At 55.2% G+C, this 14,480-nt stretch carries 9 protein-coding genes; 5 read left to right on the top strand and 4 right to left on the bottom strand.

Annotation, left to right across the window (positions count from 1 at the left end):
• The 4 genes from cobN (at position 1) to IQ22_RS17880 (ending at position 6,881) form a co-directional block, all read left to right on the top strand.
• Complete coding sequence (gene cobN, locus IQ22_RS17895; RefSeq protein WP_145144519.1) at positions 1–3,747, top strand: cobaltochelatase subunit CobN; 3,747 nt, start codon at positions 1–3, stop codon at positions 3,745–3,747.
• 42 nt (positions 3,748–3,789) lie between these two features.
• Entirely contained in the window at positions 3,790–4,797 is a 1,008-nt protein-coding gene (locus tag IQ22_RS17890; protein ID WP_145144517.1) for a magnesium chelatase ATPase subunit I, read from the top strand.
• Positions 4,779–5,483: a VWA domain-containing protein gene (locus IQ22_RS17885; RefSeq protein ID WP_145144589.1), complete on the top strand. Its 705-nt coding sequence runs from the start codon at positions 4,779–4,781 to the stop codon at positions 5,481–5,483. The genes IQ22_RS17890 and IQ22_RS17885 overlap by 19 nt, the downstream gene beginning before the upstream one ends.
• A 72-nt stretch (positions 5,484–5,555) precedes the next feature.
• Positions 5,556–6,881, top strand: a complete 1,326-nt coding sequence (locus tag IQ22_RS17880; RefSeq protein ID WP_145144515.1) for a DEAD/DEAH box helicase — start codon at positions 5,556–5,558, stop codon at positions 6,879–6,881.
• 109 nt (positions 6,882–6,990) lie between these two features.
• On the opposite strand, the gene IQ22_RS17875 is transcribed toward IQ22_RS17880, so the two are convergent.
• The 4 genes from IQ22_RS17875 to IQ22_RS17860 all read right to left on the bottom strand — a co-directional run bounded on the left by IQ22_RS17875 (position 6,991) and on the right by IQ22_RS17860 (position 12,701).
• Entirely contained in the window at positions 6,991–8,811 is a 1,821-nt protein-coding gene (locus tag IQ22_RS17875; RefSeq protein ID WP_145144513.1) for a sensor domain-containing phosphodiesterase, read from the bottom strand.
• A gap of 231 nt (positions 8,812–9,042) precedes the next feature.
• The gene (egtD, locus tag IQ22_RS17870; RefSeq protein ID WP_145144511.1) at positions 9,043–10,002 is read right to left on the bottom strand and encodes an L-histidine N(alpha)-methyltransferase; all 960 of its coding nucleotides are present in this window, start codon (positions 10,000–10,002) and stop codon (positions 9,043–9,045) included.
• Positions 10,003–10,004: 2 nt separating this feature from the next.
• Positions 10,005–11,309: an ergothioneine biosynthesis protein EgtB gene (egtB, locus tag IQ22_RS17865; RefSeq protein WP_145144509.1), complete on the bottom strand. Its 1,305-nt coding sequence runs from the start codon at positions 11,307–11,309 to the stop codon at positions 10,005–10,007.
• A gap of 174 nt (positions 11,310–11,483) precedes the next feature.
• A complete protein-coding gene (locus tag IQ22_RS17860) occupies positions 11,484–12,701 on the bottom strand; it encodes a maltoporin (protein ID WP_145144507.1) in 1,218 nt (405 codons plus the stop codon).
• Between the two features lie 209 nt (positions 12,702–12,910).
• Here IQ22_RS17860 and IQ22_RS17855 point away from each other — a divergent pair, with 209 nt between their 5' ends.
• Positions 12,911–14,404 (top strand): MFS transporter, encoded by a 1,494-nt coding sequence (locus IQ22_RS17855; RefSeq protein ID WP_145144505.1) that lies wholly within the window; start codon positions 12,911–12,913, stop codon positions 14,402–14,404.
• The last annotated feature ends 76 nt before the right edge of the window (positions 14,405–14,480 follow it).

Genomic DNA, 14,480 nt, shown 5'->3' with positions numbered 1-14,480 from the left:
ATGCATCTGCTTAGGACCCAGCCCGGCGGCTTTACACCTGACGACGGAATTGCGCATCTCGCACAAACACCTGCGGAGCTGGTGATCCTCTGCAGCGCCGATTCGCACTTGGCGTTGCTGGCCGAAGCCGCACGTGGATTACCTGAGAGCTTTCCCAGTTTGCGTCTGGCCAATCCTATGCAGCTAATGAATCACGCGTCGGTCGATTTGTATATCGACGAAGTGCTTCAGCATGCCAAGGTTATTATTGTCTCGCTGCTGGGGGGAGCCGGGTACTGGCGATATGGCGTGGATCAGCTGGTCGAGTTGGCTGCGCGAGGCGCCCGTTTGGTTCTTGTGCCTGGCGATGACAAGCCGGACCCTGAACTGACGGCGCTGGGTAATGTGCCAGCCACAGACGCCGAGCGGATCTGGCAATACCTGCGGCAAGGCGGCATTGATAATGCCCGTATGCTGTATCGCTTTATCGGCCAGCAATGGTTCGGACGTGACGATACCTGGATTGAGCCTCAGTCTCTGCCTCGTGTTTCGGTTTACGCGCCCAAGACCGAAGGAGACGCGCTGGAAGTTTGGCAACAGCGCTGGCAAGACGAGTGCCCGGTAGCGGCCTTGTTGTTTTACCGTAGCCATTTGCAGGCTGCGAATACTGGCTTTATCGATACCTTTTGCGAAGCTTTGATTGAGCAAGGAATCAATCCGCTACCGATTGCCGTAGCCAGCCTCAAGGAGCCGGCATGCCTTGCTGAAGTCGAGGTGCTTCTGGATAAGGTGGACGCCGAGATGATCCTGAATACAACAGGCTTTGCCCAGTCCAATCCCGATTCACCTCATCTTCGACCCTTTCGCCGAGATGTGCCGGTATTACAGGCAATCTGTGCTCAGGATAACGAGTTAGGGTGGAAAGAAAACGCCCAGGGGTTGGGGCCGCGAGACTTGGCAATGCATATTGCCTTGCCGGAGCTGGATGGACGAATCATTACGCGCCCGGTGAGCTTCAAGGGGTTGGCCTGGCGGGATGAGCGAAGCCAGAGCGACGTGGTCTGTTATCAGCCGGTACGGGAGCGAATGGATTTTGTTGCCGAACTGGCCCGGCGCTGGATTCTACTGGCCAGACTTCCAAATGAAGAAAAGCGTACAGCATTGATACTGGCCAACTACCCGACCCGAGACGGCCGGATTGGCAATGGCGTAGGGTTGGATACACCCGCTGCTGCACTCAATATTCTTAAGGCGCTGCAAGCGGAGCGTTATCCTGTTGACGGGGTGCCGGAAAGTGGCACAGCCTTGGTTCATGCATTACTGGGTGGCGTGACGAACGATTTAGGAAGCCTGGACTTACGACCCTGCCACCAAAGCTTGGGAATGGAAGAATATCAACGCTTCTTTGCTCAGTTGCCCCAGGCGAACCAGGATGCTGTGCGGGAGCGCTGGGGTGATCCCGAGCAGGACCCAATGCATCGCAGCGGTCGAATGATGGTAGCCGGGTTGCGGTTCGGGTTGACTTTCGTGGGCATCCAGCCTGCACGGGGATACCATCTGGACGCCAGTGCGGTCTACCACGACCCCGATCTTGTGCCGCCCCACGGTTATCTTGCGTTCTATTTCTGGTTAAGGCACGTCTACGGTGCCCATGCCGTCGTGCATGTGGGTAAGCATGGCAACTTGGAGTGGTTACCGGGCAAGGGTGTTGGCCTTTCTGAAACCTGCTGGCCTGACGCTGTGCTCGGCCCAACGCCCAATATCTATCCTTTTATCGTCAATGATCCGGGCGAAGGCGCTCAGGCCAAGCGACGAACGCAGGCGGTCATTATCGATCATCTGATGCCGCCGCTGACGCGTGCGGAGAGCTATGGTCCTTTGCGCGATCTTGAGCGGCTTGCCGACGAGTTTTATGAAGCCCAGCTGCTTGACCCGCGTCGTGCCCGAGAGCTGCAAGGTGATATCGCGGATCTACTGCGTAATACCAGCCTGGATTTAGAGTTGCAATTATCAGGTGATGAGACGCCAGAGGACTGGCTACCCAAGGTAGACGCCTATTTGTGTGAACTGAAGGAATCGCAGATTCGCGATGGGCTACATATCTTCGGTGAGTCACCTTGTGATCGTCTGCGGCTTGATACCTTGCTGGCATTGGTGCGCATTCCTCGAGGCGATGGGCAGGGCGGCAATGCCAGCCTGCTTCAGGCATTGGCTCGTGATCTGGAGTTGGGGTTCGATCCTCTTAATGTCGATCTGGGTGAGCCGTGGCAAGGGCCGCGCCCTGAAGCGCTGTTGCGGGTCAGTTCAGAACCGTGGCGTATCGCAGGCGATACGCGCGAGCGACTCGAGTTACTGGCGAGTCGGTTGATCGAGCAGACACTCCGTAGTGAGCAGGATGAAGCACAGTGGCCATGTGCCGGGCTTGTGCTTGGTCAGATCAAAACTCGTATAGCACCGTTACTTGATGCCTGTGGCCCGGCGGAAATCGAAGGTATCCTTAATGCGCTGGCAGGTCGTTTCATTCCGGCAGGGGCCAGCGGCGCGCCCAGTAGAGGCCGACTGGACGTGCTGCCTACCGGCCGTAATTTTTATTCGGTAGAGGTTCGTAATCTCCCGACGCAAACGGCGTGGCGTATTGGTTGGCAATCGGCCAATCTGCTGCTGGAACGTCATCTTCAAGATCATGGCGATTATCTTCGGCAGCTGGGGCTGTCTGTCTGGGGAACGGCTACCATGCGCACCGGCGGAGACGATATCGCCCAGGCCATGGCGTTACTGGGTGTGCGGCCAGTGTGGCAGACGGGTAGTCAGCGCGTCAGTGATTTTGAAATTTTGCCTTTAACGATACTGGACCGGCCGCGGGTTGATGTCACCTTGCGGGTATCCGGCTTTTTCCGTGACGCCTTTGCTAATCTGATTCGTTTGTTCGATGCCGCCGTGCAAGCTGTGGCGGAGTTGGACGAGCCGGACGATATGAACCCATTGGCTGCCCGTGTACGGGCTGAGCGACGCCTACTTGAAGCGCAGGGGGTGAGTGCAGACGAGGCGCGGCGACAGGCCGGCTGGCGTGTGTTTGGCTCCAAGCCCGGCGCTTATGGAGCAGGTTTGCAGGGGCCTATCGATGAAAGGCAGTGGCAATCGCGGGATGACTTGGCCGAGGTGTATCTGAACTGGGGTAGTTATGCCTATGGGGCGGATGATCCTGGAACACCGGCCCGCGAACGCTTTGTCGAGCGGCTCGGCCGTCTACAGGCCGTCCTGCATAACCAGGACAATCGCGAGCATGATCTACTCGACTCTGATGATTACTATCAGTTTCAGGGCGGTATGCTGGTAGCGGCGGAAACATTGCAGGGCGGAGCGGTATCGTCCTACCACGGCGATCACAGTCAGCCGGAAGCGCCGCGTATTCGTACGCTCAAGGAAGAACTCAATCGTGTTGTCCGCTCGCGTGCGGCCAACCCCAAGTGGATTGAGGGAGTAAAGCGGCATGGTTATAAGGGAGCCTTCGAGCTGGCGGCAACGGTGGATTATTTGTTTGCCTTCGACGCTACGACAGAGCTTATCGATGACCACCAATACGCGCTGTTGGCCGATGCCTATGTGCTTGATCCAGCAACCCGCGAATTTATTCAACAACACAACCCTGATGCCTTGCGGGAAATGACCGAGCGATTGCTCGAAGCCCAGCAACGTGGGCTCTGGCAAGAACCAGGGCATTATCGGGAAGCGTTGGAGAACATTTTGATGGACAGCGAAGAGAGCTGATAAGACTTTTCGCATAATACCAGCCCATAAATGAGCATTCTTATGACCGACATACCGCAATTTCCCTTAGCCGCCATTGTAGGGGCTGACGCGTTGAAGATGGCTCTGTGCCTCAACGCTATCGATCCGGGTATTGGCGGGGTGCTGATCGAAGGACCGCGCGGTATGGCAAAATCTACTCTGGCGCGTGGCGTGGCGGCTCTAATGCCTGGGGGGTCGTTTGTAACCCTGCCGTTAGGCGCCAGTGAGGAGCGTATTACGGGCACGCTAGACCTTAACGCTGCGCTAGGCGAGGGGCGAGCTAAGTTCTCACCCGGCGTGCTGGCCAAGGCCGACGGAGGGGTGCTGTATGTGGATGAAGTCAATCTTCTGCCGGATCACTTGGTCGATTTGCTGCTCGACGTTGCCTCCAGTGGCGTGAACACTGTGGAGCGCGACGGGATTTCCCACCGTCATCCGGCGCGCTTCCTGTTGATTGGCACCATGAACCCGGAAGAGGGTGAGTTACGCCCGCAACTGCTTGATCGATTTGGTTTTAACGTGGCGCTGAATGCTCATCCCACGCCGATGGAGCGAGCCGAAATCATGCGCCGCCGCTTGGCATTCGATCTTGATCCGGCAGGCTTTACTGCGCGCTGGGCCGAAGAGCAGGTGGCCTTGGCTCAACGCTGTCAGGCGGCACGTGAGCGGTTGGCCGGTATTGCTCTGGATGATGTCTCCCTAACCCACATTGCCGAGCGCTGTTTTGCCGCAGCGGTGGATGGTATGCGGGCTGATCTCGTCTGGCTGCGTGCGGCCCGTGCTCATGCGGCCTGGAGTGGTGCCGAGGCAATCACCAGAGAGGATATCGAGGCGGTAGAGGAGTTCGCGCTGCGTCATCGCCGCCGCCAATCTTCTTCAAGCGTAACCCCGCCGTCCCCGGTCAGTAATCCTGCTTCTGAATCTTCTCAGAGTCTTGCTAATGGCGAGGGGCAGTGGGGCGAGCTGCCGCCACAGCCTACGGCCATTGGAAACAAGCGTTCAGGAGGCGCCTGGCCAAAAAAGCGCTGAGCATTCGCCCGCGTGAGACCCAAACGGCGAATGCTCGACCTCTACCGGGGCAGGCTGGAAACGGCCAGCATGGTGGCTCCCGCTCAGGAAAGAAGGGAGCCATTGCCTGGCTGCCTACGTTACTGAAGGGGCGACCTCGGCAAGAAGGTGATCTTATACGGCGGCCTCGCTCTCGACGGCCTGCCGAACATTGGTTGTTCATTATTGACGCCTCCGCCTCTATGCGCCGCCATGGTGCCTTGGTACATGCTAAAGGTGTCCTGCTAGGGTATCTTGAGCAGGCCTATCGTGCTCGTGCGAGCGTAGCTGTGCTGGGGATGGCAGGCGGGCAGTCACGCTGGCTCTCGCCAGCCCGGCGCGCGAGCCAGCAAACTCCGGGCTGGCTCGAAAGCCTTGGCGCAGGAGGCGGTACGCCTTTGATAGAGTCAATCACACTAGCCCATGACTGGCTACAGCAGCGACAGCGTCGTCAGGGTGGCGAGCCGGTAAAAGTGGTTGTATTGACTGACGGGCGTGTACGGGCCTGGACCAGGTTGCCGCGGCTCGATGCCTCTGTCCTGGTACTGGACGCCGAGTGTTCGCCGGTGCGCCTAGGCCGTGCACACGAACTGGCGGCAGACTTGAAGGCCGCCTATTGTCATATCGATGACCTTCCCGTTGGGAGCCTGGAACAGCCGCTACGCTAAATAAGGCAGCGATTTCGGCGCGTAACCGTTAGTCTATGCAATGGATTCACGTTTTTCTTCGAGGTAGCGTCCTTGTTTTCTGATTTCGACTTGCACGAGCGTTTGCTTAAGGCCCTGGATACGCTGAAGTTCAGCGAGCCCACACCGGTTCAGGCGGCTGCCATCGGCCCGGCGCTGGATGGGCGCGACCTGCGCGTTACGGCCCGTACCGGCAGTGGCAAGACGGCAGCGTTTGTGCTGCCGATTTTGCACCGTCTGCTGTCCGAGCCTAAGACCCAGGCAGGCGCCCGGGTATTGATGCTGTTGCCAACGCGTGAACTGGCGCAACAAACGCTCAAGGAAGTCGAGCGCTTCGCTCAGTTCACCTTTATCAAAGCAGGGCTCATTACCGGTGGTGAAGGTTTCAAGGAGCAGGCCGCTGCCTTGCGCAAGAATCCAGAAATCGTCATTGGTACTCCCGGCCGCCTGATTGAGCACTTGAACACCGGTAACCTGGAACTGGACGACGTGGAAATCCTCGTGCTGGACGAGGCGGACCGAATGCTCGACATGGGCTTTTCCGAAGATGTCTTGAAACTGGCCGATGCATGCAGCGCCGAGCCTCGCCAGACTCTACTGTTCTCGGCTACCAGTGGCGGTAACGGCCTGCGTACCGTCATTGAACATGTTTTGCATGAGCCTGAAGTGCTCATGCTCGACCGTACGGGTGAATTGAACGAGGCTGTTACTCAGCAAATCATCACAGCGGACGATGTGGCTCACAAAGAACGCTTGCTGCAATGGCTGCTGGCCCATGAGACGTATCGTAAGGCTATCGTCTTTACCAATACCCGCGTACAGGCCGACCGTCTGGGCGGTGTACTGACGGCTAGCAACCTCAAGGTTTTTGTTCTACACGGTGATAAGGATCAAAAGGACCGCAAGCTGGCTATGGAGCGGCTAAAGCAGGGCGCCGTGTCCGTTCTGGTCGCTACCGATGTAGCGGCACGCGGTCTGGATGTAGAAGGCATGGATCTGGTCATCAACTTCGACATGCCCCGTAGCGGCGATGAGTATGTACACCGTATCGGCCGTACCGGGCGTGCCGGAGAGGCAGGCATGGCGATTTCACTGATATGCCATAACGATTGGAACTTGATGTCCAGCATCGAGCGGTATTTGAAGTTGCGCTTCGAACGTCGTGTTGTGCAGCCACTGAAGGGCACGTATCAGGGGCCTAAGAAGCTCAAGGCCTCTGGAAAAGCTGCGAGTACTAAAAAGAAAAAGCCGGACAACACTAAGAAAAGCGCAGCCAAGACAAAGTCGCCAGCACGACCCAAACGGCCATCAGCGCCCAAAATTGTTACAGGGCAGGATGGTTTCGCTCCGCTCAAGCGCAAGAAGCCAGCCGGAGAATAACGGCACCGACGCCAAGCGCTATGTGTAGCGTTTCGTGTGCCAAGACCGCATAGAGCCAAGGCCAGTCGACTGGCCTTGGCTCTATGCAATTAGCGCGTCACATGAAAGTTTAGTTAGTGACAAATGAACTGGGACTGTTGCCATAGCCCAGACGCGGATGCCGATCTGCATGTTCTAGCCAGGTTTCCAGCTCGTTGGCAGCCATCGGGAGAGCAATATGATAGCCCTGGCCTTCGTCACACCCCAACTCCAACACTGCCTCCAGAACGTTAGATGTCTCGACACCCTCTGCCGTGACCTGGTAACCCAGCGCATGGGCTAGATCTACCATAGAGCGAACGATCAAAGCGTCCTTGTCATCTCCCGGCAGACCGCGGATAAAGCTCTGATCGATCTTGATCACATCCGTGGGAATCTGTCTTAAATAGATAAGATTATTGTAACCAGTCCCAAAATCATCAATGGCAATTGAAGCGCCAAGATGACGCAAGGCATCGAGTTGTGCGCGTGCATTATCGAAATTGCACATTAGCGAGTTTTCGGTCACTTCAAACTCGACGCAAGACGGCGGGACCCGATGCAAGGCCAGCTTTTCCGCTACCCGTTCGGCGAAATGAGGATCGTCCAGATCGTGAGACGAAATATTGATCGAGACAGAAAAGGTATGTCCGGCGGCCTTCCAACGGGCGTATTGCTCTAGAACCGCATCGATGACCCAGTAGCTAATCGAGCGGATCAATGCTGTTTTTTCGGCCAGAGGAATGAATTCAGTCGGGCCAATAGCGCCCAGTTTAGGGTGCGCCCAGCGCAAAAGGGATTCCACACAGCGGCAGATTCCCGTTTTTAGGTCTACACGCGGTTGAAAGAACAGCGAGAGCTGTCCTTCGCTATGCAGGGCCACAGGCAAGCTACTGAGCAGGGCGAAAGCGCGCTGTTGCGCACGGTCATGGACTGAGTCGTAGTAGCGGCTTCCTGTACGCATCTCTCGGGCGACATCTGCAGTACAAATCAGGGCTCGCAGCCAATCAAGCGTCTCATCTTCAGAGTTAAGATTTATGATGCCTAGGCCGGGACGCGTCTCGATGGGAATGCCATTGTACTCAATGAGTCCGGTTAGCCCGAGCTCGACCTTCTTCAGTAGGCCTTTACAGGTTGCAGGCGACTGGTTTTGCACCAGAAAAGCAAACCGGGTAGCACCGATGCAGTACAACCGAGTGCCGTCTGGTAATAAGGTCTGCAAACGTGCCTGGATGGTACGGATCAAACCTTCATAGTGATCCTGGCCGAGGGCATTGAGCAGGTCGTTGAGATAGCCAGGATCGAAAACATCGACTGATACTGCCACAAGCTCGTTTGCCTCTCGACGCATGGCTTCGGCGTCTTCAAGCAAACGGCTGCGGTTGGGAAGTCGCGTAATGGGGTCAACATAGCTGAGGGAGCGCAAGGCTTCGATCCGCTCCATCAGCATATCACGCAGCTTGGTCAGCAAGCGGAGCTGGGAGGAATCGAGTTCCGCACGAGGATGGGTATCAACTAGGCAGAGTGTACCTAGTGCCAGTCCTTCGTGAGTGACCAGAGGGACACCTGCATAAAATCGGATGCCAGGCTCGCCCGTGACCAGGGGATTATCCTTGAAGCGGGGATCCAGTAACGCATCCTTTACTTGGAGGACATCTTCTTTAAGGATTGCATGCGCACAGAACGAGTACTCCCGTGGCGTCTCTTGCGCATCAAGGCCGTGAATAGACTTAAACCACTGACGATTCTTGTCTACCAGCGAAATGACGGCGATAGGAACATCGAACAGTTCCGAGGCGATTTCTGCAATATGATCAAAGGCCGGGTCAGCGGGGCTGTCCAGTAAGTTCGTACTGCGCAAGGCAACCAGGCGCTCTATTTCATTATGCGGAAGAGCTGCGCCATTACTCATAGAAAAAGGGTCCTGCAGATAAGGCTACTTACTGCTGCGTCAACACCATACGGTAGATGCATACATCGTGACACCTAATAGATCACATATTTAGGTGCGCCACCTATACAAATAGCTGAGAGTTTGCCAGAGCGCTAGAGTGGCGATTAGCTAGCTATGAAGTGGCGGAAAGGAATTCGCCTTCATCAGCGCCCCGTTAATAGGGCAGCCGATGAAGATAATGCATGGTGCTTAGCGTTCAAGATAGTGCACGCTAAACAGTGCGGCAGGGTCGGTCCAGACGGCAACTGTAGAAAAACCGGCCCCCTGACTTAGGGCGCGAAAACCTTCCAGGCTGTATTTGTAAGAATTTTCCGTATGCAATGTTTCGCCTTGCTTGAACATGAAGCGCTGCTGGCCAATGCGTACTGTTTGTGCCCGGCGGCTAATAAGATGCATCTCGATACGGGATTTTTGTTCGTTATAAAACGCGTAGTGACTAAAGCGAGAGGGGTCAAGATCAGTGTCTATCTCTCGCCTGATTCGTTCTAGCAGGTTCAGGTTGAAGGCAGCGGTGATTCCGTCGGCATCGTTATAGGCTGCTTCTAGACGGGCCTTGTCCTTGATCAGATCCACACCAATGAGCAAGCCACTGCCAGCGGGAAGCAGATCACGTAAGTGGTGTAGGAAGGCTTGTGCATCGCTCGGATCGAAATTGCCAATGCTCGATCCTGGGAAAAAGGCTATGACACGCTTGTCCTTAAACGTTTCCGGTACGCTCATGGGCTGAGTGAAATCGGTACAGAGTGCACTCACATCTAACCAGGGATAGTCTGCTGCCAGACGATGAGTACTGGCCAGTAAAAAGTCACGTGAGATATCAATACCCAAATAACTATGTGGTTGCAGCGACTCCAGCAGTAAACGGACCTTACGGCTGGCGCCGCTGCCCAGTTCTACTAATGTCGTACCAGGCCCCGTGATAGCGGCCACATCACTAGCGGCCTCGGCCAGAATGCGCTCTTCCGTACGGGTCGGGTAATACTCTGGAGTACGGGTAATAGCCTCAAAAAGCTCCGAGCCGCGCTGATCATAGAAATACTTGGGCGGGATCGCCTTGGGGATGGCAGCAAAGCCATGCAGTACGTCGTCCAGCATCGAGTCGCTGGCAACCTCGGGATGATGATCATAGAAGCGAACCGCTAAAGCCATGCTCAAATCTCCTTGGCCAGACGCAAACCGGCGAATTGCCAGCGCATGGAGGGATAGAAAAAATTTCGATAGGTCGCACGAATATGGTCGGCCGGTGTGGCGCAACAGCCGCCACGCAATACCATCTGGCTAGACATGAACTTGCCGTTGTACTCACCCAGGCTACCGGGTAGGGGTTTGAATCCTGGGTAGGGTCGATAGGCACTGGCAGTCCATTCCCAGACATCACCAAACATCTGTTGTGGCGAGGTGTCGGCAAGCATGTCGCAAGCCACGGGTCGTAGGTAATCGTTCTCCATGAAGTTGCCGGTCGGCTGCAGCCGGGCCGCCGCTAGTTCCCACTCTGCCTCGCTCGGCAGGCGGGCGCCTGCCCAACTAGCGTAGGCCTCGGCTTCATAAAAGCTGACATGGCATACCGGTGCCTGCTCATCGATCGGTTGCAGGCCGGATAGCGTCATGTGATACCAGGATCCATCGACTTTTTCCCAGTACAACGGCGCCTGCCAGCCGTTCTTACGCAGTAACGCGAACCCATCCGACAGCCAGAGATTGCTACGGGCATAACCCTGGTCTTCGATAAAGGCGAGATACTCGCCGTTGGTTACCAGGCGGCTGGCCAGTTGGAAGGGTTCGAGATAGACCCGATGCCGTGGGGTTTCACAATCGAAGGCGAACTCTGAACCGTCCGCTCCGATCTGGCAAACGCCACCAGGATAAGCATGCCAACGCAGCGGAGCCACCGGAGCCACCGCAGCAGCAGGCGTGGCCAAATCGCTGCGATAACAGGGATGAAGCGGGTTTTGGGCCAGAATGTGCTTGATGTCCATGAGCAGCAACTCCTGATGTTGCTGCTCATGATTGAGGCCCAGCTCAGTACGACGAACAATCTCCTCAGCGTTCTCCTCAGGCAGGTGCATGAGCAGGGCTTCCATCGCCTCGTCCACGTAGGCGCGAAAGCGGTAGACATCGGCGACCGTAGGGCGCGAGATCAAGCCGCGTTGGGCCCGTGGAAAGGGCGTTCCATGGGTTTCGTAGTAAGAGTTAAAGAAGTAATCGTAGGCTGGGTCGGGTGTCTGGTAGCCGGGCAAGAAGGGCTTGAGTACAAAGGCTTCGAAAAACCAGGTGACATGAGCCAGATGCCACTTAGGCGGGCTGACATCAGGCATGCTCTGAATAAGGTAGTCTTCGATTTCCAGCGGCGCGCAGAGGGCCTCGCTAACCCTTCGGATACGGCGAAATCGTTGAAGCAGGAGGGTCTCGAGCGCGTTGGCATTCTCGTTATACATCTCGCGGGCGAGATGGCTCATACGGATCTCCCAAGTCGGACCGGACGGCATGGCCGGTAATATGCTTCGTAGAACCGACCTGAGAATAGCTCCTAAGTTCTCTTTGCAAGAGAAGGAGTTAAGACGTTTTTCTTATCCTTTTTCGAATTTTTATAGCCATGCCGCATGAGCGGCATGGCTATCAGGCCTAGATTTTTACCACCACGTTTCCAACTGTACGCCAAAGTTCGAGCCATGTCGCTGGGAGCCAAAGGCGCCACTATCAGACAAGGCCGTACCCTCTTCAGCGCTCTCCTGCGCCGCACGGTTCCACGTAGCGTAAGTCCAGTATAGGCGAATTTCTGGGCGATCCATGAAGCCCATTCCGCCCAATGCCAGAGTAGGTGCGACGGTGAATTTAGTCAGCTTGCGTGTGCCGCCTTCTTCCGGATCTACCTGATCGTGACCTAGCTCAACATAGAACTTGAAGCGCTCACTAAAGGCATAAGAGGGACGAACGCCAAAGGAGTACCACGTCTGGTCGCCATTGTTTGGAGCCCGGTCATGCTGGACCAGCGCAAGCAATTGACCGCCAAACTGAGGTGTAATCTGCCAACGAGGGGATTCTAGTATCCGGATGCTCTTATAGTCCTGGTCATTCAAAAGATTTCCAGTCTGGCCTAGAGCGTTACCGGGGCCTTCACCGTATTGCACGGTAAACCGGTTTTCGCCGCCAAAGAAGTTCACTTGCTTATGCTCGGCCGAGATTGACCAGCCACTATGCGAACCCTCTACATGGTCGGCCTGTTGAATATAGCTAAGGCCAATTTCGATCTCGGCATCCTGGTTAGCCTTAATGCCGCCCAGGTTGATGTCATGCCGATTCGCCTTGTCTTCCTGGTCGATATTGTCTTCCCGGGAAAAGGCGTAACTCAAGCGCAAGCCGGTATCGCCCAGGCCATAGTCTTCAATACCGAAGCCAGTTCCACTTGGGTTCCAATAATAGAAGTCATTGATGTGAATGTCGTGACGCTTGTAGAAACGCCGGCCGGCCCAAAGGCCACCACCATTCAATTGTGGAAGTTTCAGACTCGTCCAGATCTGAGGGAGACGAACACTGCCGTTTTCATCGTTGAAGGTGAGCGACTGGTCATACTGGTTATACAGGCTCACCATGCCGTGAACTTGCCATAAAGTGCCGTCTGCGCCTTTGTACAGATCTTGATGTCCTGCCAGCTCCCAATAAGTTTCGCACTCGTTACCTAGACGGTATTTCGCTGCAGCTCCAGCTAATTGAAAACAAGACTGTTTCCCTCCGGCGTCGGCTCCTCCTATCCCGATACGTCCATATCCCTCGAATTCAAACGCCTCCGCTGAAAATGGCACAAGGCATGCCAGAAGTGCTGAACTAACTCTATTCATGGTTATTTTCATTTTTATATGCTCAAGTGCGCTAAATCTATTTTTATATGCCCAACTGCTTTTAGGCCGCCTCTCGGACCGAATTTTTCGCGATGAGTTGCTTGGCTGGTAGCTGAACTACTGATGTATGACCCAGCTCTCAAATTTCAGTGGATCCGCCAATAAAGCGCCATCGTCTTTATAGCGGAAATCATTATAAAAAAACTGAAAGGATATGAGTTATGGCGCTAACAAATTTATCCGCAACTTCTCATTTAGCCTCTTCATCCTCCAATAAACTTCACGAACATATTTACGAAACTAATCTACCGGCTCGGCTGGATCGACTTCCCTGGGGGCGGTTTCATACCTTTCTTGTATTGGCACTAGGGATCACTTGGATTCTGGACGGGCTGGAGGTGACGCTGGCCGGCTCGGTGGCAGGCGCCCTTCGTGATAGTCCTGCCTTGCAATTGACCAGTTCCGATATTGGTTTAGCGGGAGGAATCTATATCGCAGGCGCTGTATTGGGCGCGTTATTCTTTGGTTGGCTGACTGATCGGCTGGGGCGGCGCAAGCTATTTTTCATTACGTTGTTCGTTTACGTAGGCGCTACCTTTCTCACAGCGTTTTCATGGAATCTGTGGAGTTTCATGCTGTTTCGCTTTCTGACGGGAGCAGGTATAGGCGGCGAATACACGGCTATTAATTCAACTATCCAGGAGTTCACGCCGGCCCGTTATCGCGGCTGGGTTGATTTGACAATTAATGGGTCATTCTGGATAGGCGCTGCGCTTGGAGCTATGGGGTCTATCGTTCTACTGGATCCCGATCTGATTCCTGGCGATTTAGGCTGGCGTTTGTGTTTCGGAATCGGAGCTGCCCTAGGGCTCATCATTCTGTTCATGCGTATGTGGATCCCTGAAAGCCCTCGTTGGCTGCTGATTCACAATCAGCCGGAAGAGGCCAAGCGTATTGTTGACAACATTGAAAAGCGCTTTGAGGCAGAGGGATACAAGCTTGAGCCGGTAGATCCTAAATTGCATCTGCGGATGAAAGGGCGCGACCATACTCCCTTGACCGAAGTGTTCCAAAGCCTGTTCGTGGTGCACCGTCAGCGAGCCCTGGTGGGAATGACCTTATTGACTGCACAAGCGTTCTTCTACAACGCCATCTTCTTTACCTACGCTTTGGTGTTGACAGATTTTTATGACGTTCCCAGCTCCAATGTAGGCTGGTATGTGCTGCCTTTTGCATTGGGCAACTTCTGCGGACCGTTGATTCTGGGGCGCTTGTTCGATGTGGTCGGTCGGAAAATCATGATCAGCAGCACGTACGTGATCTCCGGTGCTCTGCTGGTCGTTACGGGATACCTGTTTCAACAAGGGATGCTTACCGCCACGACACAAACCATTTGCTGGATGGTGGTCTTCTTCTTTGCCTCGGCGGCCGCAAGCTCGGCTTATCTCACCGTTGCCGAAACCTTCCCATTGGAGATCCGTGCGTTGGCCATTGCCGTGTTTTATGCTTTTGGTACAGGGCTCGGCGGTATCATCGGCCCAACACTATTCGGCCAATTGATCGAGAGTGGCGAAGCTTCTAATGTCTTCTATGGCTACCTCATCGGCGCCAGTCTCATGATTAGTGCTGGGGTTATTCAGGCTATCTGGGGCGTGGCGGCCGAGCGTAAGTCGCTTGAGTCCGTAGCGCGTCCGCTCTCGCTGGCCGAAAGGTAATGCATTAGATAGATACTGAGGGCGCTAGCGTTCAGATGTCCTAGGAAAAAGCCGGGCAGGGCTGTAAAGGCTGTCC

It is taken from the genome of Pseudomonas duriflava, from assembly GCF_007830155.1.
Classification (GTDB): Bacteria; Pseudomonadota; Gammaproteobacteria; order Pseudomonadales; family Pseudomonadaceae; genus Chryseomonas; species Chryseomonas duriflava.
Note: the sequence above shows the minus strand (reverse complement) of the source record. Positions and strands in the feature narration are given on the sequence as shown.